The organism is Candidatus Hydrogenedentota bacterium, from assembly GCA_013359265.1.
Lineage (GTDB): Bacteria > Hydrogenedentota > Hydrogenedentia > Hydrogenedentales > SLHB01 > JABWCD01.
This window is the reverse complement of record JABWCD010000003.1, coordinates 253,398-277,619: the sequence shown is the minus strand read 5'-3', so window position 1 is coordinate 277,619 and position 24,222 is coordinate 253,398. Positions and strand designations below refer to the sequence as shown.

Annotated in this window: 19 protein-coding genes, 1 tRNA gene and 1 pseudogene; 10 read left to right on the top strand and 11 right to left on the bottom strand. The window is 60.0% G+C overall.

The genetic code is table 11. The features are described from left to right. Positions 1–108: 108 nt before the first annotated feature. From HUU46_03440 to HUU46_03415, 6 genes are all read right to left on the bottom strand, one after another. Positions 109–789 carry a hypothetical protein gene (locus HUU46_03440; protein ID NUM52676.1) on the bottom strand — a complete coding sequence of 227 codons (681 nt, stop codon included), beginning with the start codon at positions 787–789 and terminating at the stop codon, positions 109–111. A 42-nt stretch (positions 790–831) separates the two neighbouring features. Next, positions 832–4,053, bottom strand: a complete 3,222-nt coding sequence (locus HUU46_03435) for a DUF2341 domain-containing protein (GenBank protein ID NUM52675.1) — start codon at positions 4,051–4,053, stop codon at positions 832–834. Between the two features lie 43 nt (positions 4,054–4,096). Continuing rightward, on the bottom strand, positions 4,097–5,620 hold the full coding sequence (locus HUU46_03430; GenBank protein NUM52674.1) for a glycine hydroxymethyltransferase: 1,524 nt from the start codon (positions 5,618–5,620) through the stop codon (positions 4,097–4,099). Between the two features lie 165 nt (positions 5,621–5,785). Continuing rightward, the gene (locus tag HUU46_03425; GenBank protein ID NUM52673.1) at positions 5,786–6,190 is read right to left on the bottom strand and encodes a type II toxin-antitoxin system VapC family toxin; all 405 of its coding nucleotides are present in this window, start codon (positions 6,188–6,190) and stop codon (positions 5,786–5,788) included. Beyond that, positions 6,187–6,414: a hypothetical protein gene (locus HUU46_03420; protein NUM52672.1), complete on the bottom strand. Its 228-nt coding sequence runs from the start codon at positions 6,412–6,414 to the stop codon at positions 6,187–6,189. The genes HUU46_03425 and HUU46_03420 overlap by 4 nt, the downstream gene beginning before the upstream one ends. A 120-nt stretch (positions 6,415–6,534) precedes the next feature. Then, on the bottom strand, positions 6,535–8,676 hold the full coding sequence (locus HUU46_03415) for a hypothetical protein (GenBank protein NUM52671.1): 2,142 nt from the start codon (positions 8,674–8,676) through the stop codon (positions 6,535–6,537). A 347-nt stretch (positions 8,677–9,023) separates the two neighbouring features. Between HUU46_03415 and HUU46_03410 the strand changes: the two genes are divergently transcribed. The 6 genes and pseudogenes from HUU46_03410 (at position 9,024) to HUU46_03385 (ending at position 16,098) form a co-directional block, all read left to right on the top strand. Further along, positions 9,024–9,626 (top strand): NYN domain-containing protein, encoded by a 603-nt coding sequence (locus HUU46_03410; protein NUM52670.1) that lies wholly within the window; start codon positions 9,024–9,026, stop codon positions 9,624–9,626. 250 nt (positions 9,627–9,876) lie between these two features. Beyond that, complete coding sequence (locus tag HUU46_03405) at positions 9,877–10,170, top strand: hypothetical protein (GenBank protein NUM52669.1); 294 nt, start codon at positions 9,877–9,879, stop codon at positions 10,168–10,170. Then, the gene (locus tag HUU46_03400) at positions 10,163–10,726 is read left to right on the top strand and encodes a nucleotidyl transferase AbiEii/AbiGii toxin family protein (protein ID NUM52668.1); all 564 of its coding nucleotides are present in this window, start codon (positions 10,163–10,165) and stop codon (positions 10,724–10,726) included. The genes HUU46_03405 and HUU46_03400 overlap by 8 nt, the downstream gene beginning before the upstream one ends. A gap of 86 nt (positions 10,727–10,812) precedes the next feature. Then, entirely contained in the window at positions 10,813–12,933 is a 2,121-nt protein-coding gene (locus HUU46_03395; GenBank protein ID NUM52667.1) for a hypothetical protein, read from the top strand. Between the two features lie 84 nt (positions 12,934–13,017). Continuing rightward, positions 13,018–13,833: pseudogene (locus HUU46_03390) on the top strand (PQQ-binding-like beta-propeller repeat protein). Further along, positions 13,777–16,098, top strand: a complete 2,322-nt coding sequence (locus tag HUU46_03385; GenBank protein ID NUM52666.1) for a DUF4091 domain-containing protein — start codon at positions 13,777–13,779, stop codon at positions 16,096–16,098. The pseudogene HUU46_03390 and the gene HUU46_03385 overlap by 57 nt, the downstream one beginning before the upstream one ends. A gap of 23 nt (positions 16,099–16,121) precedes the next feature. Here HUU46_03385 and HUU46_03380 read toward each other — a convergent pair whose 3' ends face one another. The 4 genes from HUU46_03380 to HUU46_03365 all read right to left on the bottom strand — a co-directional run bounded on the left by HUU46_03380 (position 16,122) and on the right by HUU46_03365 (position 20,203). Continuing rightward, positions 16,122–17,117, bottom strand: coding sequence for a hypothetical protein (locus HUU46_03380; GenBank protein NUM52665.1), 996 nt, complete (start codon positions 17,115–17,117; stop codon positions 16,122–16,124). After that, complete coding sequence (locus HUU46_03375; protein ID NUM52664.1) at positions 17,110–17,445, bottom strand: helix-turn-helix transcriptional regulator; 336 nt, start codon at positions 17,443–17,445, stop codon at positions 17,110–17,112. The genes HUU46_03380 and HUU46_03375 overlap by 8 nt, the downstream gene beginning before the upstream one ends. A 65-nt stretch (positions 17,446–17,510) precedes the next feature. Beyond that, positions 17,511–19,247: a hypothetical protein gene (locus HUU46_03370; protein NUM52663.1), complete on the bottom strand. Its 1,737-nt coding sequence runs from the start codon at positions 19,245–19,247 to the stop codon at positions 17,511–17,513. A 122-nt stretch (positions 19,248–19,369) separates the two neighbouring features. Beyond that, a complete protein-coding gene (locus tag HUU46_03365; protein ID NUM52662.1) occupies positions 19,370–20,203 on the bottom strand; it encodes a hypothetical protein in 834 nt (277 codons plus the stop codon). A gap of 436 nt (positions 20,204–20,639) precedes the next feature. On the opposite strand from HUU46_03365, the gene HUU46_03360 reads away from it, so the two are divergent. The 3 genes from HUU46_03360 to HUU46_03350 all read left to right on the top strand — a co-directional run bounded on the left by HUU46_03360 (position 20,640) and on the right by HUU46_03350 (position 21,127). Then, positions 20,640–20,715 (top strand) — tRNA-Ala (locus HUU46_03360). Positions 20,716–20,760: 45 nt separating this feature from the next. Continuing rightward, positions 20,761–20,910 carry a hypothetical protein gene (locus HUU46_03355; GenBank protein ID NUM52661.1) on the top strand — a complete coding sequence of 50 codons (150 nt, stop codon included), beginning with the start codon at positions 20,761–20,763 and terminating at the stop codon, positions 20,908–20,910. A 19-nt stretch (positions 20,911–20,929) separates the two neighbouring features. After that, complete coding sequence (locus HUU46_03350) at positions 20,930–21,127, top strand: hypothetical protein (GenBank protein ID NUM52660.1); 198 nt, start codon at positions 20,930–20,932, stop codon at positions 21,125–21,127. A gap of 164 nt (positions 21,128–21,291) precedes the next feature. Here the strand turns inward: HUU46_03350 and HUU46_03345 are convergent, their stop codons facing one another. Further along, positions 21,292–21,828 (bottom strand): hypothetical protein, encoded by a 537-nt coding sequence (locus HUU46_03345; protein ID NUM52659.1) that lies wholly within the window; start codon positions 21,826–21,828, stop codon positions 21,292–21,294. 216 nt (positions 21,829–22,044) lie between these two features. Here HUU46_03345 and HUU46_03340 point away from each other — a divergent pair, with 216 nt between their 5' ends. Beyond that, entirely contained in the window at positions 22,045–24,189 is a 2,145-nt protein-coding gene (locus HUU46_03340) for a carboxypeptidase regulatory-like domain-containing protein (protein ID NUM52658.1), read from the top strand. Positions 24,190–24,222 lie beyond the last annotated feature (33 nt).

Here is a 24,222-nt window from a genome sequence, read left to right as displayed (position 1 = left end):
AATAATATCACGATTCTGGCGCATCTCGCGTCAAATCCGTGCAGTACGGAATCCGCCGGATCACTCGCGGATGCGAGCAATCGCCCGAGTCCAATACCGCCCTGCCGGCTATTTCGGAGACTTCTCGGTCGCCTTGCCCCAGACGCGCACGTCGTCGATGCTGCCCGTATCGTCGAAGGTGCCGAAACCGATGCCGCCGTGGATAAAGGTCTTGTCGGTCGCCTTCATGACGGGTTTGGTCATGTCATTGAAATATACGAGAATGGTGCCTTCCTTGGTGTCGCGCACGATGCGAACGGTCTGGTAGTCCGTTCCCCAGTCGGTGCCCTGCGTGCGTTCCTGCGCGATGGACACGCGTGGCGCGCCGTTCACGAGGAAGATCGAGTTCGCATGCTCGTCGGCCTTCGTTGCGAGATGGACGTAGTAGAAATGGCTGGCGTCCTGGTAGCCGAAGAAGATGCACATGTCGCGGTGGCCGTATTCCCTGCCGGTTTGCTTCATGCGCGCTTCGACGACGAAATCGCTTACGTCGAGGTCTTTCACGCGCGCGATGTTCACCGGCGAACGCACTTCCGGTTTGTAATTGCTCTGCTGGTGCTGTGAGTAGACGTGCTTACCGTCTTCTTCGACGATCTTCCACGCGGCGGGATCGGTCTGCGTCCATCTATCCGCGCCCTTCTCGAAGTCTTCGGAGAATACGAGCGGAAGTCCGTTCATTTCTTTCGCGGGTTCTGCGAACGACACAAAAGCAATACAAACACCCATCACCAGCAATGCAGCTTTTGGCATGGTAGGACAACCTTTCTTCGTTAACGTACTCGATGCGCGACCCTATTGCGCGTCTGCGGAGTACGGTATCACTTCGCTAACCGGCGGCGCGGTCGCGCGTAGCCATGTAACGTATTGGTTGCCGGTCTGGCCGGCGCTCGATAGATCGACAACGTGAATCGGCGTGCCGTCAGCCGCGTTGATCGTGCCGTAAATCCACGGCGGGATGGCGTCGCCGTCAAACGTGCCGGGCGTAAATTGTGCCGTCGCGGGATCGATCTTGGGCAGTTCGCTCGGATTGAGCGTGTTGTACCGCGCGTCGTAGGCATAGAGAATCGGACCGCGATAGAACGAGACGGTATTCGCAAACGATTCCTGCCCCGCCCAGAAGTGTGGCGTGAAATCGAACTCGAGCTCGATGACGTCACCGGATTTCCATTCGCGGACTTCGCCGGAATATTGCCCTGGGTTGTAAATCCGGCGGGTTGGTTCATTGTTCACGATCATCGAGAAATGCTTCGACCAACGCGGCACGCGCACCGCCAGCGGAAACGATTCCGGTCTGTCGAGCGTCAGTTTGAGCGTGACCTTGCCGTCCGCGGGATACTGCGTGTCCTGCTCGATGGTAACGCGGTTACCGGATGCAAGAGTTGCCTTCATTGTGCATGGGCCGTAGAAGTTGATCGCGAGGCCGCCGTCCTTCTCCATCAGCGCCCACTCCGAGATCATGCCGAGCGGGCGGTTGGCGTTGACGGAACAGCAATTGAGATCGGGGCCGCCCTTCGGCGCTTGCCAGTGGAGTTCGACACCGAAGAGGCGTGTGCCGTTCATGGGCACGTTATACGCGCAACTGCGCCCGCCGTAGGGAATCGCGCCGAGCGCGCTGTTCAGCGTGCTGAGTTCGATCTCATCGGCGACGCGCGAATCGCCGGTGAGCCGCAGCATGTCGATGGACATCGCGAGCCACGCAACGGTGCAGCACGTTTCGATCGCGCCGGTATTGAACGGCGAGCCGACAAATCCCTCGCCGGAGGTTAGACCGCCGGTATTGTGCCGGTCGCCCTTCACCGCGCTCCACCACATGTGCTCGAAAGCTTTCTTGTACTGCTCGTCGCCAGTAAGCCAGTACAACTCGGGCAGCGCCTGCCAATCGTGGATCGCCTCCCACCGGTGTTGCGGAAACTCCGTGATCGGTTTGCCCGCAAGCGCCGATTCGAGGTAGCGCCCCGCGCCCGCGTCGTTCCACGCTTCGTGCACGATGTACTTCGCCAACTCGAGATAGCGGTCGACGCCGGTTTTCTTGTAGAGCAGGACCAGTCCGTGGCACACGGCCATGTTCATCTGTCCGCCACCGCCGTCGTTAATGAGCGAAGGCCCGCCGGGGCCGAAGGTTTCGAATAACAGATCCGCGGCCTTCTCGCACGCGTCAAGCGCGGGCTCGTACTGCGTGTCTTCGTAGTAGAGCATCAGGCCGAGCATGCAATGGTAGTGCCCCCACACGTCCCAGTTGCCGCCGGTGATGCGAGAGGACTTCGGAAATGGACCGAGATAGCCGTCCTCTTGTTGACAGGCGACCAAATCTTTCACAAATCGATCGATAACCGCCTTCAATTCTTCGTCGCGCGTGAGCCGCCACGTGAGTTGCGCGGCGGTAAGGTACTTGCCCGCGAACTCACCCGCCCATGGCACAAGGGGTTCGCGCAAGGGCGCCTTGTCGCGGTCGCGCAAGACCTGGAGGATTGCCGGACTTGTCGTCGGCGTGCTGATGAGGTATTCATCGATGGCGTTGTCGATGCGTGTGCGAAGATAACCGCGCAAGTCGTACTCCGTCGCCGTTGCTCGTTTGAGCGCCGGTTGCGCCGCATCGGCCGGTGGATGCGTGCCAAGAGCGTCTTTCCACGCGTACACCGCGAGGCGGCGACTCTCGCTGGACTTCGTCGATCCGCCGTTGCCGATCGCCTCGACGGACCAACCAAGCTCCGTGACGTTGGAGGAGTTCAAGTAGCCTTCGGCAAGGCTCTGTTTTCCGCTAGAGGGTTCAATCCCGCGATGCAGTATGAAGGAGGTCCCACGCAGCCCGGTATACGAGTCCGTTCTCGATTCGCCATTTCGGTTCGAGGTGAGTCGTAGCGTGTAGGACTCCGCGCCAACACTCGGTGACCACGATAAGACGATCGGCCCACGTTTTCGCCATTCCGTGCCGTCTTGGGGCCCTACCAGGCGAAATGCCGCCGGCGGCGGCTCGGCTTCTCCGTAACGCTGGGCCTCTCCGACAGGCGCCAAGACGTTAGACTCCGCGAGGCTGCCAGCCTCCGCCTTCAACCACGAATCCGATCGCGCGACAGCGGCGATGCGCACCTCGTCTATCGTGCCGTGGAATTGCCACGGCTCGAAGTGGAGCACGCCCCGGCCGATGCGGAGTTCGTTAATTCGGAGCGGGCCCGTGAGCGCTTCGTCGCGCTCGAACACCGTGCCGTCGATGCAAATCGTGCGCGACCGAACGCGCGCGTCGTAGCGGATGACGGCGGAGTGCCATTCGCCTGGCGCGATGCCCGAGGAATTCATTTCCGCGGCGCGCTTGCCCTCGCTGGTGGCGTTGGTGTGGACGATGTTCGGCGTCTTGATGCCGAAGTTAAACCACTCCTCGGGGCCTTCCGTTTTGCGCCCCGACGCGAGATTTTGCAGGCCGGGGTTTTCGACCATGCGGAAGCGCATGGCGATCGTGAGTTGCTCGCCGATACCTGCCAATGCTTCGGGCGCCACGTTCAAATAGCCGGGCTGTTCAGTGAATTGGGCGCCGCTCTGTTCGAGTGCGACGCTGCCTTCCGCGGTGACGACCGCGTTCTTCCCGGATGCGTCATTCGCATCGTTGCGCAGGTGAAGCACGGCGCGGTACGAATCGTCCCACACTCCGGCAGCGGGAAGTGCGGGCGCATTGGGATTGCCGTAATAAAGGTAAAGGCGTTGTTTCGGTTGGCCCGCCTTAATCGCCGGAACGCGCACGTACAGTTCGATGCCGTCCGCGGTCCAACTCGCAATCTCGATGTCGATCAGATTGCCGTTGCTGTCCACCACGCGCACGTCGCGTCCTTCGGTGGAGGGATCGTGCTTGCAGTCCGGCGCGAGTAAGGCGATGCGAACGGGAAAGTTCTCGAGATCGGAGGTGATGAGATCGGCGTTGATGTCGATGCGGTGGCGGACTCTCCAGTCGGCGTTCCACCATTCGTCGGCGATGGCGGCGCCGAATGAAAAAAGCGTGATGACGGCGAGACACAGTGCGCGCATTCAGTTCCCTCCCAAGACTGCGCCGGGACCGCCCACAATCTTTTTATACGAAGTGTTCCTGCAAGAATGCGAGATCGAGTTCCGGGTACACGGGATAGCGGTCGAGCAATTCCTTTACGCGCGCCTTCGCGGCGTCGAGCGCTTTCGACTCGATCGAGTAATTGATCTTGCTCGGTTTGCCCGCGTTCGCGCCCGATTCGACAACACCGGCTTTCGTATTTGCGAGCGCGAGTTTGATGATTGCCGCGATTTCTTTCATCTCGTCTTTGCCCATGCCAAGCGTAGTGACGGCGGGCGTGCCGAGGCGTAGCCCGCTCGTGACGAGCGGTGTGTTCTGATCGAAGGGGATGGTGTTCTTGTTCAGCGTGATCCCGCACTCGCGCAACGCGCCCGCGGCCTGGCGCCCGGTAAGCCCGAACGTCGAAGCGACATCGATTAACAGCAGGTGGTTGTCCGTGCCGCCGGAGATGACTTTCATGCCTTCGCGGACGCACGATTCCGCGAGTGTCTTCGCGTTCTCGACAATCTTGTGCGCATAGGTCTTGAACGCGGGCGTATTCGCTTCGGTGAACGCGATGCCCTTCGCGGCCATGATGTGCGAGAGGGGACCGCCAAGCACCATCGGGCACCCTTTGTCTACGTACTCCGCAAACTCCTTCGTGGACAGGACCACACCGCCGCGCGGCCCGCGCAACGTCTTGTGTGTCGTAGAGGTAACGATGTGCGCGTGCGGGAAGGGGCTGTAGTCGCCGGTGAACACACCGCCCGCGACAAGGCCGGCAAAGTGCGCCATGTCCACCATGAGTACCGCGCCGACCGCGTCGGCGATCGCGCGCATGCGCTTGAAATCGATCACGCGCGGATACGCGCTGTAGCCCGCGAGCAGGATGAGCGGTTTCACCTCGCGCGCCTGCTTTTCGATGGCGTCGTAATCGAGCAGGTGTGTCTCGGGGTGCACGCCATAACTGAACGCCTCGAACATCTTCCCCGACACGTTGTGCCGGTAGCCGTGGGTGAGGTGCCCGCCCGCGGCGAGGTTGAGCCCGAGCAGGCGCTGATTGCCCATCGCCTGGCGGATGCGTTCCCAGTCCTCGTGCGACAGCGCGCCGGGATCTTTCACGTTAAGTTCGGCCAGTTTCGGCACGGTCACGCGCGCCTGCACAATCGCCCAAAACGCAACCATGTTCGCGTCTGCGCCGCTGTGCGCCTGCACGTAGGCGTGGTCGCAGCCGAACAGTTTGCAGGCCTGCGCGCACGCGTAGGACTCGATCGTGTCGATGTTGTCGCAGCCTTCGTAGAAGCGCGTGCCGGGGAAGCCTTCGGCATACTTGTCGGTGAGGAGGTTGCCCATCGCCGCCTGCGTCGCCAGCGAGCAGTAGTTCTCGCTCGCGATTAGTTTCAGGTAGGCGCGCTGGTCGGCCAACTCCTGCACGATGCCGCGCGCGATTTCCGGCGCGACGCCCGCAACCTGCTGCAGGTTCGCGATGTACGCCAGGAACCCGGGATGAACACGGTCTGGATCGGTCTTGGCAAGGTACGCGGCAACGGCGCTGTCGGCGGCGGAAATGGAAACGGCCACGGGCGGATCTCCTGCGGTAAAGGGTGCGCACAACACGCCGGCTGGCGTGCGTACGCGATCCTACTCGCCGCCCGGTAGCGATTCAATGAACCGGGGGTTGACAGCCACCGACACGTCGGCGCGTCTACGGGACTGTCCAAGTGAATTGAAGATTCAGTCCATCAGCACGTTTTGAAAACCGGCTTGCTCGAAGTGTTTGTCACACGTTAATGCGGTGTCAATCTTCATTTGGTGCATGATGGAAAAGGAAATGCAGTCCGTTATTGACCAATATTTGTCGGGACGTTTGGTGAATAATTCGAACCCTCGGGAAAAATGTTCACTGGCCGCGGGAACGATTCGTGTCAAAGGATCGGCGCGCAATTCCAGAATAAGATCGACGTACACTTGGCGCCAGTGACCGCGAGACATGAGTGCGCCAAGCTCTGTCAGCACCTGCTCGGTTGTAACAATCGTCTCGGAAAACTGTTCGCTAAAATGAACCGCGTGGCTATGCCATGAATCTGCGGGATTGAGTAACGCCTGATAGAATGACGTATCCGCAAATACCTGTCTCACTGGGCATCCCGAAGGTACTTGTCGTGGTTCTCTGCCCAATCCGCAGGCAAGTCGCGCGCCTTGCCAATGACTTTCGCCAACCGTGTCGCGAGCGGCGCGCCGGGCTGCTCGGACGTCGCGGTGTCAGGATCGGCCGGATCGACACGGACGCGTTCACCCTCTTTTAAGGGCGTAGGTTCGTCCAGGACGATGACACCATTTTCGACATGGCCTTTGTACGGCATCTGGCAGACTCCAGAATCTCTTGGCATTTATCGTAGCACATGTCGCCGATTCTGCTCGATTGCACTGGATTCACGTCTGCCTTCCCATCCCAACAATGAGAGTCACAACCAGCGCGGTCCCTACATCCGGGGATCGATAGTCAGCAGCGCGAATTCGCCGCGCTGCAAGCCGGATATGGACTCTCGCCACGAGGTACCATGCCGGTTGCGTTCGGACCGTTGACTTCCTGATTCGTCGAACGTCGTTACTGTGCAGTGTTCCGGTTGGGATGCGAGCCACGATCTCACGTCCATGGAAAGCGTGACCGCACTTTTCTTCGCGCCGGTATTCATTACGATAACCAACACGCTTTCGGGGAGCACATACGCGTTGACTCGCGCGTTGGCGCAGGGTTCGGACAAGATACAGTCGCCAATGGGCAGACCGTTCTCGAAATGGTTGCGGAACTTTTCGTGAAGTGTCGCGCAGGTCTTGAGGGCGCGGCTGAGTTCCGGAAAGTCCGCGATGCGGGCGGAGCCGTTGATGCCCTCGGGTTTCGACGGCATCACGTTCAGGAAGAGATGGTCCATGAACAGCCGCTTTACGGCGCGCGGTGACGTGCCCACGTTAACGTTGAAGCGCGGAGCGGGGTAGGCGTTGACGAGCGCGCGCCAGTCGAGGTCTTCCGAAAACAGCGCCCAGTTCCAGGTGTAGTCGAGCCAGCGGCTGTCGAGGTCGAGGTTGTTGAGGTCTTCCGCGGCGAAAGTCGATTCAGGGTTTCGGGCCTTGGCAGCGGTGCGCACTTTACGGAATATCGTCTCGATGTTTGGCTCGTTTGGCGCGTAACGCGCCTGGTCCCAGGTGATCGACGTCCAATCGTTTTCGACGAGTTTGAGCAAGCTTCCTGTGACGTCGCTTTGCCATCCCGGGTGCGACTGGTCCGCGAACGAACCGCGTGACGCCTTTCCATAGTATGGGCGCAGCATCGGCACGTAGTCGGTGTGGTATCCCCAAAACTCGGCGGCGTCGGTCCAACCATACTTCGCGGGGATGGGATCGAGCATGGTCATTACGGAGACGAACAGAGAAACATTGACGCCATTTGCACGGCACTCGTCGCGCGCGCGGACGAACTCTTCGGCGGTGCCGAGTTCGGGCGAGTGCCGATCGGGAACCTCCCACGGTTGCCATAACCAGAGGACCATTTCGTTCAGCCCATGATCGCGGCATTCCCCGGCCAGTTCGGGCAGGTCATTGAAACGCCAGACAACCGTCGGATCGGCGGGGTCGGCGTTTGCGTATTGCTGCGCCATCCAGACGGTGCGAAAGCCGAGTGTTTCGCGCAGTTGATCCGGAAGGGGATAGGGCCGTTGGACGTTTTCCGCGATCCACGCGCGGAACGGCTCGATCCCCTTCGCCCAGCCCTGGCGATGCGGCGTGAGCACGTAGTCGGGGCTGGTCCACGTTTCGCCCGGGTCGATGGTGACCCTGTGCTCGCACATGAGTCGCAGCGATCCGTCGAGTTGCGACAAATGCAGCAACACATGGTTTGTCGCCGGTTCGCCCGCGTCGTTGAGCGGCCCCCAACTCCACAGCCTCGGGAACAGACTGAACCCGCCTTGAAGACTCCCGAGGTCCAGCCAGCGCGCGGCCATCGACTTGTCGTATGCGCCCGACTGCAAATCGAGCCAGTTTCGGCGCGACGCGTACCAGCGCCCGTCGTCTTCGGCCATTTTCAACTCGAGGAAGGGCTTTTTTGCGAACCCGCACGTGCGCAGTTCGGTCCCGTCTTCCCCCGCGAAGGGTTGCAGGCCATCGAGATCGGGAAACAACACTTGTGGAATGGGCAACGCGGACTGGTTGCTGACGGTGGCGGATAAGTTGATGGATCGACCGTCGGCGGCAGGCTTGATGGTGACTGTCGCCGCGACAGGTCCGTTCGTGCTGAATTCGCGGCTCGCGCCGAGTGCGTCCCACGCAATAACAACGCCCTCGTTCGAGACATCGACGCGCGCGCCGCGGGAATGACGCGTGCCAACGCGTAGGGGATCGAATGCGGTACCGGGATACGCCGCGTCAATCAGGGATGCGTTTGCGGGTGCGGCCTTCAGAAACGTCATCCCGTTGTACGCGAGTTCGCGAAGGCCGCCGGAATCGGGGTCGATTGCGATGCGAAGGCCATTGAGTTCTGCCTGTATCGCCGGTTCGCTCGCTGTTGCGTGAAGCGAGCAAACGTGCAGGACCAGCGTACACAAAGCCGTACAAAATGCCCGATTCATCATGCACCCCCATCCGCGCTCGCAACAACACGCCAAAGCTGAAATGCGCGCCGCCGCCCCGTTCGACCAGTATATTCGTAATCGGAGACACTATGAAATCGAACCGAAGCAACGCAGCAGTGACTTTACCAATCGTTGGCCGCCGGCAGAATCTCCGTTGACCACTTCTACTTACTTCGCCCATCGTGTTGCACTGAATTCTTCATATCTCCGGCGCGAATTGGGCCATATTCAATTGACAATGCAATGGAAATGGCGCAGATTGAACCGATATGTAGCCATAGGCACAGCGACCAGAGGGGCCACATTGGCCGTTGGCAACGCTGTCGTAAAGGCAGGTGAGAGGGCAAATGAACACGAACTACGTCCTGATCGATTTCGAGAACGTCCAGCCGAAGCAGGTTGATCGGTTGAAGGACGGCGCCTTCCGCGTACTCGTCTTTGTTGGTCCGCAACAGACGAAGATTCCGCTCGAGATGGCGTCGGCGCTGCAGGCGCTGGGCAGCGGGGTCGAATACATCAAGCTGGAGAAGTCGGGCAAGAACGCGCTCGATTTTTCCATCGCGTATTACCTCGGCGCGTTGTCGCACCACGATCCGACGGCGCAGTTCCACATCATCTCGAAGGACACGGGGTTCGACCCGCTCATCCAACATTTGAAAGCGAAGAAGGTATCGGTGAAACGCTACGCGGGCATCACAGACATTACTGTGCGCAAGCAGAGCCATGCCCCTGCCGCTGGCAATCCGATTGACCGCGTCATCAAGGACCTCACGCGCCGGAAAACGTCGAAGCCGCGCACGTTAAAAACCCTCCGCAGCTCGATCCTAGCCCACTTCAAAAAGGAACTCGCCGAACAGGAACTTGACGATTTGATGGATGCATTGCAGAAACAGGGCATCGTAAAAGTCGAGGGCGGCAAGCTGGCCTACCATCTTCCGGAGAATGCGTAGCTTAGGTTGAAGTACCGCGTACCCACACTTTCGTGCTACTCTGCATCTCCCCACTCGACCGACTCTTCGTGAGTCGTCATCGTACTCGTGGCTCGGTCCTCGACAATCGATTACGAATGACGAAGCAGGAGCACGAGCACGCTTTCGCCCCAATTCGCATCGACTTCGGGTGATGCTCCGCGTCGCGTCCGTATACGCGTAGCAGGCCTTGGCGGTCGAACGGTCGTAAGCGACTCGCTATAATGTTCCTATGTCCAATACACATTCGCCGTCAGACCTCGGTAACGACCGTAACGAATCTCCGCTTGCGGGCTGGACGCCCGAGCAGATCGAACAAGGCAAGCAGTGGGTAGAGGCGTGGAAGCGCGCGGGCGAGGCGATGGAAAAACTGCGCGCCGAGGAATTGCAGAAGCTCGACGGCTACCGCGCTATCGAGATGCTCTGCGGCGACTACGACTACACGGTCGAACCCCGCGCGCCAAAACCGTACTCGGGGCTGGTCGAACAGCAATACTGGTTCAAGAAAGCCGCCGGTCGTGACTGAGGTCTTGCGGGCAGCGATCGAGGCCCAAAGCGTCTTTGACCGGCAGGACTGGAAATCGTGTGTGATTGGCGGTGTGGCGTTAGTTCGATGGGGCGAGCCGCGCGAGACGGTGGACGTTGATCTGACGCTGCTAACCGGGTTCGGCGATGAAACCAAGTTCGTAGAGGAACTGCTGCGGCACTTTGATGCGCGCGTGCCCGATCCACTGCAGTTCGCACTGGCGAACCGCGTTGTGCTGTTGCGCACGAAGTCCGGAGTCGGGTTGGATGTCGCGTTGGGCGCGCTACCGTTTGAAGAGTCAATGGTTGCGCGATCCAGCTACTACGATTTCCCCACCGGGCGCATTCGCACGTGTTCGGCCGAAGATCTAATCGTCATGAAATCCTTCGCCGGGCGTACAAAGGACTGGGCGGATGTTGAAGGGATAATTCTACGGCAACGCGGGAAACTCGATTGGGCATATGTATTCGATCAGTTGAGGCCCCTCGCCGATCTGAAAGGCGCCCCAGAGCTTGTTGCCGAACTTGAGCGCCGGCGAGACATACTAGGGCGGTAGAATTCACCCACGTGGCAGGTGCGTTAACGTCTTATGACTGGCGCGGGGGTTGAGAAGCGGAGCTCGGGAACGAGTAGGAGGGGTTAATGCGTGCTGTCGCCTGTGTTGGAGTAATCGTAATTGCCTGCCTCTGCACGCCCAGCGGCGTTCACGCGCAAGATGTCCCCGCAGATTTCCCGCGATTCATCGCTCCGGGGAATGAGCAGGTCGCGGAGAGTTTCCGCCGCATGCATTGGCTGCACTATCCCGGGGCGGGGCCGAAGGCGACGTTGTGGGACGAGTGGTTGAGCGCGCCGGGGTTGTGGCCGGGCGTCGCGACGGACAATCTTTCGGAGTCGATGCGGGCGCAGTGGCGGGCGGCGCTGGCCGGGCGGATCATGGACGCAGACGGCTACGTGGCGACGCACCAGCACACCTCGATCGCGCACCAACTCGGTTGGCCGTTCCCGTTCTGGACGCAGGGCAAGGGCGGTTGGGGCTGGCACTTCAATCTTGATGGCATTTCGCGCGCGTGGACCGGCACGGACGTCAAAACGCAGGAGGGTTGGCAACTCGCGGGCTGCACCGACGACACGATTCGCGATCAGGCGTGGCACGTGAAATTGACGGAACCGCATGCGAGCGTCACCGCGCCGGCGATGCAGATCGATCCGTACAACGCGCCGTTTATCCAACTGCGCTGGCGCGCGCAGGAACTTGGCGCGGCAGAGCCGTACCTCGAATGGACGCGTGCCGATGCGCCGGACTACGCGCCGGAGCGCCGCATGCATTTCGCCGCCGCGGTGGGCGACGGTTTCACGTACACGATGGTCCCGGTGTATACGCACCCGGAATGGCGCGGCACGATCACCGGCCTGCGCGTGCAGTTCGGCAACGAAGCGCCGGGCGGAACGGTAGGCGTGCAGGCGTTGTTCACGCAGTACGACACGCGGCACAACATCAACAACCAGAATTTCGTGCGGGGGTGCATCAACTATTTCAGCTATACCGGCGACCTCGCGTTTCTGCGCGAACAGATCGGCCGCATGCGAACCGCGTTGCGCTACGTGATGACGGAGTTTCATGCGGACCGGGAAGACCTTGTGCTGACGACGTGGGTCGGGCACGAGGGCACGAGCGGCATCGAGCGCAAACCCGATGGCGCGAAAGTGCTGCACGCCGGGCGCGGCATCGGCAACAACTATTGGGACTTGTTGCCGATGGGATACAAAGATTGTTACGCCACGTACCAGTATTACGACGCGCTGTTGTCGATGGCGCGGATGGAGCGCGCGATCGCGGAACATCCCGAATGGCAAATCGCCGGTGGCGCGCTTGCGTTCACGCCGGAGGAACTCGAGGCGCGCGCCGCGCGCGTGAAGGAAAAGGGGAACGAGACCTTTTGGAACCCCGCGACGCAACGCTTTTACTGCGCGATCGACAAGAACGGCGTGGGGTACGACTACGGGTTCACATTCCTGAATCTCGAAGCGATCCACTTCGGTTTTGCGAACGAAGAACATGCAAAGGCGATCATGGATTGGATTTGCGGCGATCGCATCGTCGAGGGCGACACCTCGCAGGGCGCGGACATTTACCATTGGCGTTTCGGGCCGCGCTCGACGACGAAGCGAAACGAAGACTATTACCTCTGGGCGTGGTCAAACCCGGAGGGGATTCCGTGGGGCGGGCAGGTGCAGGACGGCGGCGCGGTGATGGGCTGGTCGTATTACGATCTCATGGCGCGTCTGAAAGTGCGCGGGCCGGACAGCGTTGCGCCGCGGTTGAAAGAGATCGCCGCGTGGTTCGACGAGGTGACGGCAGCGGGCGGTTACCGCAAGTACTACGACGGTTCGCGCGAGGGGACCCTGCAAGGCGGTGGCACGGCGGGCGGGTTGGGACTCGACCAGGAATTCTTCGAAAGCGATCTAACACCGCAGATTTTTATCGCGGGTTTGCTCGGCTTTGAAGCGAGACCGCACGGGTTCGCGCTGAATCCGCGACTGCCGGGCGATTGGCCGGAACTGACGGTGACGCGCATTCGGTATCGCAATTTGGTGCTCGATGTGAAGGCGACGCATTCCGAATTCGTTGTGACGATTGTGGAAAGCAGCGGGGCGCCCGGAAGCGATTACACCGTGGTGGCGGGCGGTGCGTGGCAGCCGACGGACCAACCGCTCGCGCCCGACGCGAACGTGGGCACGAAGCTGCGATTCACGCGCCGCTAAGCAAGAGAAGCTTTCCACCACGGGGAGCACGGGGTGCACGGGGAACGGTATCCGCGCTACCCAAAGGAATCATCCAAAGTAAGAATGAAAGGTATCGCCATTATGTGCCGTTTCACTCCGATCCACTTTGCCGCACTGGCGATCGTCGCGGCACATTCTACGTACGCAATGGACCTTGTGTGGTCGCGGGGGACGGGCCAGTACCGGTGCGAAGCGACGCCGGTAATAATCGACATCGATGGCGACGGCTCAGTTGAGTTGTTGACCGTAAACGTCGGCGGGCAGGTGATGGTGTGGAACGCAGACGGCACGAATTACGGCGCAGGGCAGGACGGTACCGTGGCGGAATTGCCGAAGGGGGAATGGTCGTCCGCGCCGGTCGTTGTTGCCGCGCCCGGCACATTCAGAGTCGTGTTCGGGAATACAGACGGCTTGCTCGCGTGCCTTGGCGAATCTTTTGGGCCGTTGTGGACATACCAGCTTCGCGGAAAAACGCAATGGTCGCGGGCCGTTCCCGCGATCATGATGGCAAACGGACGTCCGCACCTGGTCATCGGGGACCAATCGGGCGCGGTCACGTGTTTGGACATGTTCGGTCAGACAAAATGGATACGAACGCTCGATACCCCGATTCGCACGTATGTAACGATCGACGCGCACAGGGATACAGGCCGCGTGATAGTCGCCGCTGGAGCGCGTGTGAATGCCCTCGATTCCACCGGTACGGTCTTGTGGTCGTACCGCCTTGGCGGCGAACAACTCGCGAAGCCGGAAGTTGTACCGACCCGAAACGGGAGGCAGATCGTCTGCGCGAATTCGCTCGGCGACGTAGTCGCGCTCTCGATGGACGGCAAAGAAATGTGGCGCACGAATATCGGCGGAGAGACCGACGCGAGCACCACGTACTGGCCTGATAAAGCCAAGCCACTCATCGTGTGCACGGGATTATGGGGCGATGCGATTGCGCTCGATGTTGACGGAAAGATTGTTTGGCGGCACCACTTCCGATCGAAGAACCGCGCGCGCCCGTTGATTGCGGACGCGGATGGCGACGGCGACACGGACCTCGTTATCGCCGCGTACAACCAGCATGTCTACGCGTTTGACCGCGGCGGCGCCTGCATCGACGACGTGCGTGTTGCGGGATCGGTAAACGCGTCGCCAGTTGCCGTTCCAAACTCGCGCGGCGGCAACGATATCATCGTCGTATCGACGACACTTCAAGCGCATCGCTTTTCTCCCGCGCCCGCGCGCGCAACGTACGGCGGCGAACCCGATCGGCGCGGGCGGATATTCGTGCAACAACCAACCGCGCCCGGCGACGGCGCTCTCGATGCAATCGTGCTGGACAATCCGTCGGCGCGGTTCGCGCGCGTAAACGTTTCGACGACCGATCGGGACGGCACGCATCTCTTTTCGCGTCTGTCGTCCGCGGACCCGATCGTCGCGCGAATACCGGATGGACTGCGCGCACGCCTGACATCAAACAACGCGAAGTTCTCGGTCAACGTTACCGATGCGGACGGATCGACGTTGCTGCAACGAACGGTATCCGTGAAAGCGCGTGATACCGGCGCGCGGAAGGACGACCGTGTCCGCGTGTGGGCGACACCTGCCTACGCGCCGCTCGATGCGCGCGCCGAGCACGAGGCTGCATCAAACCAAGCAGTACGGATCGGCCCGCTCTACCTCGACGAAATCGATCAGGGTGCGTTCGTGATCCAGAACGGCGGCCCGAAACCGATTGACGCCCGCATCGAACTCGACGTTCCGACGCGGGCCGTGCGCGAACGATTCACCGGCAGTATTGCGCTGCTCCAATTAAAGGTTGTGCCCACGCTGAATGGCGAGGAAATCGCGGATGCGCTCGTTCCTGTTGCGGAAAACGCCGTGGATATTGCGGCGGGCGAATCGCTAAAAGTATGGGTGCAGGCTGATGCGCACGGCGCGGCGCCGGGCGTGTACGAAAGCGGAGCAACGATTCGCTTTGACTATGGCGGCCCGCGTTCACTGACGGTGCCGGTAACGATCGCGGTCGACTCGCTGCGCCTGCCGCCGCAACCGCTCACGATGTGCACGTGGGACTACGTGCCGAACAAGTGGTTTCCGGAAAACACACAGGCCGTGTTGGAAGACATGCAGCGGCACGACGTAAACATCTTTCCGCGCACGACCGTGCCGAAAGCAACGTACGACGGACAGCGCCTGATCATCGATTGCTCGAACCTCGACGACGAACTCGCGCGCATTCACGGGCGCGGCACGTTGCTGTTGCAGGTGGCGGCGCCTCCGATCGATTTCGGCGCGCACGCGCCCGCCGACCCGCGGCCGATGCAAATCGAATATCTGTTGGCGTTGCGCGATTACCTGTTTGCGAAAGGGTGGGGTTACGAGACGTGGGCGCTGTATCCCGTGGACGAGCCGGGGCTGGACTACGGCGGCAACGCGCAGCGCCAGGTCGAAGCGGGCGAACTGTTCCGCGCGGCGGACCCGAAGATGCGCATCTACACTGATCCGGTGCCGGGCCTTTCGCAGCGCGACTATGAGCGCATCGCGCCATACGTGGACGTGTGGTGTCCGAACATGCGGCTCGTGTCCGGCCTGCTTGTGAACGACGCGCGCATGACCGCGATACGCGACAGCGGCAAACCCGTGTGGTCCTACGAATGTGTGTCGCAGGTGCGGTCGCTGTCGCCGCTTCGGTACAACCGCGCGAACGCGTGGCGCGCGGACCATTTTGGCATCGACGGCATCGGGTTCTGGACGCACAGCACCACGCAGGTCGACCCGTGGATTGCGGACACGACGAAGAACGACGAGTACGCGCTGGTGTATCCCGGCCCGCTGCCGGTGTCGAGCGTGCGGTGGGAAGCCGCGCGTGACGGCATCGAAGACGTCGGCGCGATGCGCGTGTTGGAAGACGCGATCGAGAAAGCGCGCGCCGCAAGTCCGCGCGCACGGGCGATCACGAACGCGGAGGACGTGCTGCGCCGCGTGCGTTCGAGCGTCATGGAAATGGCCGACGAGGCCTACGTCGAAAGCCGGGACTTTCTAAAACAGGGCGATCGCCAGATTCAGCACACGTGGTGGGATGCGCAGGCGTTCATTCAGTATCGCGAAGAGATCGCGGAGGCGACGCACGCGCTAAAGCCAGCTACGAAGTAGGCGCTGCAGAAGACAATGCGCGGTCATTCCCCGGCTATGTTGCCTGACGACGGTATGCGGTGATACTTCACATACATGAAGCCCGTGAGCAATCCGATGAGCAGTGGCGCGACTACGACAATGAGAAAGACGTTGCTCTGGACCACGACGCTTAAGAGCTTGTTCAGATCGAATGCGAAATAATTCGGGTGGTAATGGAGCGAGTTCTCCGCGGTGAGTAGTAGACTTCCGGAGGGATTCATCATCAAGATCATTAACGACAAGGTGATGAATGCCGCCCACGACAGCACGGCCGCGCGTACGTTTGCCCGCGTGCGCGGCGCCTGATCGCACCACCAAATCCAAACCAGACACGTCGCGGCCTGGTTAGCAATGCCGAGAGTAATCGCGAGGGCTACCAACAGGTTCTGTATTATGGGAAGCGTCTGATTGATCTGCGTGTAATTGGTCGGGACGAAGGTGATGCCCGGCAACATGAACCACAGCAGAAACACGAGAATGGTCGTGAGCCGGTATGTGCGAAGACTCCCTGTCGCGAACGGGCCCACGATCCCGTTGGTTGGTGAGTTTCGTGTCGAACGGAGTACGACGTACATCAAGAGCGGGACACCCAACGCCTCAAGCGAACCGCGTTGTAGAAGGTAGCCCTGATATCCAATGAGCCTCGGCACCTGAAGCAGGACCATCGCGGACATGACGCACCGAAATGCCACGTGCGCGGCGAGCGTCAGCAGCAATACCACTGCAATGCGCCGCCCGAGACTGACAAACATTCGCTTGGGGTGCGCGGTTTGCAGCAACGTTTTGACCGTGAACGCATCGCCGAAATGCTCGCGCGCGAGGACAAACGCATCATCTTCGGAGACGCGCTCTTCGCCGCCGAGATAGCCGAGCACCTTGTCCTCGATGTGACCGCGCAGTTCTTCCTGGACGTCCTCGCCGAGTTGATCGCGCTGCGCGATGGTTTCGCAGAGGTCGCGAATTTGGGACTGAGTTTCGCGCGAGAGCGGCTTATCCATTTTCTACTTCCCCCAATTTCAGCAGCATCCCGTGGAGGGTCGACCACTCCTTCGTCCCCGACTCTAGGGCGGTACGCCCCGTGGCGGTGATGTAGTAGTACTTGCGGCGGCGGCCCGTGTCCGCGTCCTGCCACTGCGCGCGCACCTTCCCCTCCTGTTCCAGCTTATGCAGGATGGGATAGATCGTCCCCTCCTGCCACGTGAACAGGCCGTCGGCTTCGGCGTTGATCTTCTTGATGATCTGATAGCCGTAACTGGGGTCGCGCGCGAGGACGGACAGCACGAGGAGGTTGGTGGACGCGCCGATGAGTTCTTTGGACGGGTTCATACCTTGAACTCCTTGGTATGCGGGGAGTATACCTTGAAGTTCTAGGTGTATCAAGAGGGAGGGGGTCAGGGTTCAGCGGCTGGGTTCGTTGCGACGCATCCGGGCGGGTCCAGATTATCGGTCACGGAAAGCATCAAGTAGTTATTGCAGAAGGTGTTATTGGCGCCGGGAAGGTGCCGGCCGCCGACGGTCGGGGTTTCGAAGGTTCCATCGATCTTGTAGGAGAGGGCAACGGAATTGGCGCTGTCGAAGTAGACGAGGTCGCAACGGCCAGGAGCTACGCCGTTCTCCGGGTCGCCCTCCTCGATGACGAGTCCGGAATCGCGCAGCTTATGGCGAAACGCTTCGCCGCCGTAGCGGCTAGTCGAGCGATCGCCGTTGGTGGCGGCCAGCCAAATGAGTCGGCGCCCGGTGAGGTGTTCGGCGCCGGGCTGCGGTGGCGAATCGACGATTCCCATGCACGCCTTGGGGAATCCCGGGTTGTGGACAAAGTTGTGGACCTGGTGGAGTCCGCCCAGCGCCATGTAAGGATACTTTTGGTTGCTTCCTTCGGTGGACGCGGGAACGAACGGTCCCTCCGCGCTCAACGGCTCCTCGATTAGTTCGATTTGGCCGGGCTTGTGTTCACGCTGGGTGAGGCAGTAGCTCTTGAACTGCCAATCCGGCGTCGTGCCGATTCCCGCATCCTGATAAGAAACCTGCCATCGGTGGGGGCCCGACGCCTTGCTGAGTTCGTGACTATGGACGAGCGCGCCCAACGCGCGTTTGCCGTGGTTGTCCGCGCCGTGCTCCAACAGGAAGAAGTTGCCGTTGATGAAGATGTCTTCGTCCGGGTTGCGATCGATCGCCTCGAAGATGTTCTTGATTCGGCCACGCACGCGATCGTTGTTGGCGTAGTAGGTTTCGAGCACGTTCATTTCCGTGAGGGCGTGCCGCACGACGACGATTTGAAACGTCTCATACGAGCCGTCGTTCACAATAGATTCGCAGCGCGCTTCGTCGAGGAAAAGCTTCGCGGGCTTTCCCGTGATGCGGTCAGGTTCCACGAGGTAATCGAGCGCGGCGGAAAAGTAATTCGGATCGCCGAGCCCGCCCACGGGGAGAATATTCAAAGTGTCTTCCGTGAGCGTTTTCCCGTCGCGCTGCAACGTGACGGTGACCGCGCATTCGGCGTCGTTCACTATCGGTGCATTCAATCGAATCCACACGAAGACGCGGCGTTCATCCCTGTCGCGGTGCGGAAGATCGCCGATTCTTGCGTCGCCCCGCAGCAGCGCCTCCCCGGACATCTTGTCGTCCTTGTAGACCGCGAGGGAGTCTTGCGGGCGAAGGTTCGATCTCACCACGAGCACATCGGACTCGTCACTCAATTGCGGCAGTTGAATCGTCAGGAGTTGAAGGTCGTCGTCGAGCAGCGGCGAGCGGTCATACACGCGGCTGCGCCCGTTCGCAATCGCATCGTTCACACGAACGATTTCGCGCGCGCCGCGCGACCGCGCGGCCGTATCGCTCACGTCGATGACGCCGTCGTCGTTCACGTCGGCCAGAATCACGAGCCGACCCGGCGAAGGCATATCGATGACGCGCACGATCTTCCAAGGCTGAAGCATGCCGCGCCATATCGTGTCGGCTTCCGCGTCGGTGTAGGTCTTCTGAATTCTGCTGGGATGCAGTGGGCTTGCCGTGCGACTCGTCGGCGAAAAATACGGTCGAAGGAGAGCCAACGCGGCGAGAACGAGCAGCGCGATCGGCAAGATGCGCCGCACGAACGCGCCACGAGTTAGCGTTCGACCATCGGGCATGTGTCAGGTCCCGGATTTCCGCGCGCGACAAGTGCGGCGGCGACGGATATGGAAAAACCGAGTCGCCTGCTTTTTGCCTGCACGAGTCGCTCTAGCGCCGCCAATCGCTCGCACGAATCGAATTACGGTTCAAGAAGTGCGCACGGTCCGGGGTCGCTCATGACGCTGCAACCACCCCCTTCAACAATCGTGCAGAAGAATTCGTCACACGGCTCGCACGTGCCGCTTTCGCAGACCAAATCATTGGGTTTGCTGGAACCGCTCAAATTCAACTGGTTCACTGCGAACTCGGCCCGGGTCGCGTACATCAGCGGATGCGGCCCAAAAATCCCCCCCTTTTTTCCTTTCGTGACGGCGAGTACATGCTTTGCGGAAAGATCGCCGGCAGTCTTTGTATAGAGGTCTTTCAGTGTGTCCTTTCCACAATGATTTCCATGCACCAACGTGTCGGTCTTGCTTGTGTCTTCGTCCAGTGCATCTTTCGCACCGTTCCATGTCGATGATTTCTGAAGACAGAACGCCAACCAAATCGTATTCGCGTTAACATCGAATATCTTGCCGGCAAGCTCCAGGTCAACCTCGATCTTTTGCGTGAATAACTTCTTGACCGTCGCCTTCGACACTTGGTCAATGATGCCCTGCAGGACTTCGGAAATTGCCGATGCCTGCGGGCCGGTTAGCGTGCCGGCCGTCGTTGCAGCGTCGATATTGGCTTGGAGTTCCGGCTGTAGCGCGCTCAGCCTTTTCGTAAAAAGGTCCTTGAGCTTGATGTTCCCGTAGACGGCCATCGATCGATCGTACATACCTTTCCACTCGGGAGTGGGTTCCGCTCCTTCCGATCGAACGGCAACACCTGCCGTGCCCGCGGCTACGATAGCGGCTCGCTTGAAGAACTCGCGCCGAATCATGCCAACCAGCGTCGAGCCGCGAACTTCTTTGTCATTCCCGATGTTCATTGTCTTCTCCTTCTTGTGAAATGGGACATGCCCCAGCAAGCAATCACCCCATAAAGAGCGTGGCATTCAAAAAGGCGTCAGATTCAAACGAAGGTTATTCACGAAACCTCTCACGCTGAAGATTTTCTCTGCAAGATGCGCCGAAGCGGTGCCGCGAGAAGTCCGAGAAGCAGGTCTTTGTCTATCATTCGGCATCTGACCCGTGCCAACAGAAGCGGCGAGGGACAGCACCCCCGTGTCTACACTCGTGGCTTAGATTAGCTCGCACCCCGGCGCGACATTAGCATATTATTGCCCAGATGTGAAGCGTTAACTGTTCCGCTTGCCCGTTCACGGCCTGGGACTTGGCAGCGCCCTGGCATCCAAACAGCCACGATTGGTTGACTTCCGGCGGCGCCGTTTGCTAGCCTATCGCACTGTTTCGACCTGTTTTCGTGGGGCGGTAGCTCAGTTGGGAGAGCGCTGCGTTCGCAATGCAGAGGCCGAGGGTTCGACTCCCTTCCGCTCCACCATTCTTGCCTTTTCCGTGCCGCCGGGGCCATTTCGGGAGTCACGCCATGAAGCACATCCGCCGGATAAGTGTCACGCCCGCGCCCGCGTTCGAGGTGCAGCCCAACCTGTTCCTGCGGCTGCTGGAACTCCTGCTGCAACGCGTGGTCGTCGCGCAGTTGCAGGAAAAAAAGGAACAAAAAGCCGCCGCGGAATAGCCGCAGCCACGAGTTCGCGATGGACGGCTCGCGCGTTGGCGCCCCAAGCGGAAACTCGACCACCTATCACTACAACGGCGCCGTCTTCAGCAACTCCCGCCCCATCCCTACCTTCGACAACGACGGCAAACCGGTGAGGACGTATTCGGGCAAGAATTGTGCGCAGATACTTGTCCTGCCCTTCCCGGATGCGGATGGGGACGGTATCTGCGACTAGCGCCCTTGGAGTTCGTGTACGTTTCTCTGCAACAGCGAGTCACGGCACCAAATGTCGCGGAGCTTGGAGCGTAGCGCTGTAGCGCGTTTACATACGATGCGAAGTCGCCGCAGTCGCTTTTCGACGCTGACCGCAGCGTGAATCCTCGCTGATGCCTAGATTCCCTACCGTGATTCTGGCAATGCATCGAATCGATGGAATTCTTCCCAGATTGGCGGGGGACCAACTGCCCGCTGTGGCAGGGTCCGTGCATCCCGTTGCAGGACGATCGGCTTTCGCGAGAGCGGCATGACGATGAAGACGTATGGACTCACCCTGTCGCCCGATGGTCCGGTCTGGTAGGTGAGCAAGTCAAGTCTAATTGTAGTTTCACTTTCACTGTCTGTCGCATCTACCACTTTGATTCCCTCCATGTTCCACGTCGCGCCGAGAAAGACCGCGATGAGCATGTAGTTTGCGAAATCAATGACCGGCGTTTGTTCGGAATCGAAAACTGTTCCCGGCTTGGTTTGATTCGCCCTGTGCCGTTTCCATACCGGCTCCCATTCGTCCTGCGATGTAAGCCGAAGATTCTCCGGCTTTTCAATTCCGCTGGCCGATCCCGTCAAGACCACAATCGGGTGCAGTTCTTTGGAATGGTCGCCGGCCGGTGAGAGCAGCACAAGGCCAAGCAAGCCCAATGCGATACGCGGTGTGATCACTGTGCTGCCCTCCATCGTCGTTCGTGAACTGGCCCCTCGCCGTATCCGCGAACCGCTTGCGCCACCATACACATTGAAGTAGCATACTTCGCACGGTGTCTTCGTTGCACTTCGCAATCGCCGAGTAGTAAGGCGTTCCCGAACTCGAATCGCACTTCGAAAGGGCCGTCCGTCCCCTACCGCTGGACTAATTTGCAGTAATTTGGGAGACCTGTTGTGTGTCGTATCGTGGCGATTGTGATTGCCCATTTCGCGGCGATTGGCGCCCTCAGCGCCGATCAAGCGTTTGTTGTCGACATACCGACAACAATTCGGTTCGTCAATGTACATACGAACAATCCAGTTCCACATCTCCGTTTCCGCTGGATGGAAGGCCGTCCGAGCTTGCCGGAGTATGTGACCGACGCCGAGCGCGCGAAGTGGAAAGCGGCGGTAACCGATCAAAACGGTGAGTACCGCATGTTGTATTCGGGTGAGGAATTGATGTCGGTCGAATCGCTCGAATCCGGCCTCGTCACGGAGCAAAATCCGCCACACCTGTGCTGGTTCCCATCGCGTGCAGGAAAGACTACGTTCACTGTGCGCGTCGGCCCGCCATGCTCGCTTTCCGGACGTGTGTTTGATACGGAAACCGAGTCAGGCATTGCCGGTGTCGTCATTACGCTCGACGAGATTTCAGGTGACTGTGAGTACGATGCCGTGACGGATGCCAACGGACAGTACCAGTTCAAACGACTGCTGCCCGGGCGTTATTACGTCAAGCGTTCTGCGACGGACGGTTTTGACGATGCCCCCAAGTTCCGTGGGTTACACTTTCTGGAGGCGAAGATCGGGTTCAAGATTGCGGACGCCGATTTTCCGCTCGCCCGCACATCGAATGGTTCCATAAGTTCTCATCAGAGAACACGTCTCGAATCCCTCGCTCCACCCACGCCCTCTGTAAGTCCACGAACAGTTCGCGGCAGGCTCTTTGACTCCGACGGCGAACCAGTTGAAAAAGCCAGAGTGTTTTTCCTGGCTAATAGGCCTGCAGTAGTGACAGATGCAGGAGGGCGGTTCACGATTAATGAACTACCTGCCGGAACGTATCCCCTCGAAATCCGTCACGGCAATCACGCTTTTAGAGGCTACCGGCTGGAAACAGGCGCTCGGCGCGTCGCACTCGTTCTTAAGGACCCGGAGCCGCTCGCGCTCACACCTCAGCGAGTTCCGACGATGGACGGCGGCGCGCGCTACCCATTTTCGGTGTTCGTTGTTGACGCCAGAACCCAAATACCGATCCAACATTATGTCTGCGGATCGACGCCACTTTCAGATTGGTTCACTAGGCAAGATCTTTTTGGTGGAGGTCATAATGTGTTTACGGCGGACGGTATGCACACGGTCAGTAACGCCGTCTGGTATTCGCCGTATCGGGTAAGCGTCGCTGCCAGGGGTTACGCAACAAGCAGTCAAGTTCACACGATTAGTCTGGAGCCACAACGTTTCAGCGGGCCAAACTTGTTCTTCAAAATGTACCAGGAAGCCGTCGTGAACGGACGTGTTCTTGCACCGGACGGCAGTGCGGTCTCCGGCGCGCGAATCGTCGCAGACGCACGCCCCGGTCCGGAGTGGTTCCCACCGTTCAGATCGCAACGTTCCATCGCAGTCACCAGCCCGGACGGCACATTCGCCGTCAACGACTTGCCCTTGATACCAGTCACGCTGACCGCCTTCGACGATCAATGGGGTCGCTCGACCATGCAGGTTACTCCGGTGTCCGGTGCCGCGACAAACGTGGAATTCCGCTTCATCCCAACCGGTTTGCTGGACATCGACGTCCTGTGCGGCGATGCCACGCAGTCCGACGCGAGGGTGTATCTTACGTTCGACGACAAACGTGCACAGACCGAGACCGGCGGGGAATACAAAACCGACCTCACGGGCAGTGTCTATCTGCCGCACGTAATTCCGTCCCAAGGCATAGCCCGAGTAGTCTTAAGACCCCCCAACGCCCCGTTCGAGCGCGTTCGCGCGTTTCCCCTTATCGTCTCCGAGAACGAATTCGCGAACCTGCTCTGCGTGTTCGCGCCGGGGTGCGCTGCGCTTATCATCCGGATAGACTGTCCGGACGACGAGCTTCTCAATGCAAACCTATCGTTGCGCTATCCCAAAACAGGGGACGCCCTTATGACCGATTCCCAGAAGGGCGGCGAGGTAATCTTGAACAATTTGCCCGCCGGGCGCGCTACCGCAACGTTCACCATACGAACGAGTTCGGGACTGTACATCCGAACACTTCCGCTAAACCTCAAAGCCGGCTCCCTCGGGCAGGCCGTAGTGTCACTGCCCGGGTACGCCTTGCGCGGGCAAAAGGATTGAAGTAGCATAACGGTGTCTAGCTGTGCCTGTTGA

Bases quoted from the DNA above. Each gene is read 5' to 3' on its own strand.
- HUU46_03355 (NUM52661.1), top strand. From the start codon at position 20,761: ATGAAGCACATCCGCCGGATAAGTGTCACGCCCGCGCCCGCGTTCGAG.
- HUU46_03415 (NUM52671.1), bottom strand. From the start codon at position 8,676: ATGATGAATCGGGCATTTTGTACGGCTTTGTGTACGCTGGTCCTGCAC.
- HUU46_03385 (NUM52666.1), top strand. From the start codon at position 13,777: ATGGACGGCAAAGAAATGTGGCGCACGAATATCGGCGGAGAGACCGAC.
- HUU46_03375 (NUM52664.1), bottom strand. From the start codon at position 17,445: ATGAACCCGTCCAAAGAACTCATCGGCGCGTCCACCAACCTCCTCGTG.
- HUU46_03420 (NUM52672.1), bottom strand. From the start codon at position 6,414: ATGCCGTACAAAGGCCATGTCGAAAATGGTGTCATCGTCCTGGACGAA.
- HUU46_03350 (NUM52660.1), top strand. From the start codon at position 20,930: ATGGACGGCTCGCGCGTTGGCGCCCCAAGCGGAAACTCGACCACCTAT.
- HUU46_03380 (NUM52665.1), bottom strand. From the start codon at position 17,117: ATGGATAAGCCGCTCTCGCGCGAAACTCAGTCCCAAATTCGCGACCTC.
- HUU46_03365 (NUM52662.1), bottom strand. From the start codon at position 20,203: ATGAACATCGGGAATGACAAAGAAGTTCGCGGCTCGACGCTGGTTGGC.
- HUU46_03370 (NUM52663.1), bottom strand. From the start codon at position 19,247: ATGCCCGATGGTCGAACGCTAACTCGTGGCGCGTTCGTGCGGCGCATC.
- HUU46_03395 (NUM52667.1), top strand. From the start codon at position 10,813: ATGCGTGCTGTCGCCTGTGTTGGAGTAATCGTAATTGCCTGCCTCTGC.
- HUU46_03440 (NUM52676.1), bottom strand. From the start codon at position 789: ATGCCAAAAGCTGCATTGCTGGTGATGGGTGTTTGTATTGCTTTTGTG.
- HUU46_03405 (NUM52669.1), top strand. From the start codon at position 9,877: ATGTCCAATACACATTCGCCGTCAGACCTCGGTAACGACCGTAACGAA.
- HUU46_03435 (NUM52675.1), bottom strand. From the start codon at position 4,053: ATGCGCGCACTGTGTCTCGCCGTCATCACGCTTTTTTCATTCGGCGCC.
- HUU46_03410 (NUM52670.1), top strand. From the start codon at position 9,024: ATGAACACGAACTACGTCCTGATCGATTTCGAGAACGTCCAGCCGAAG.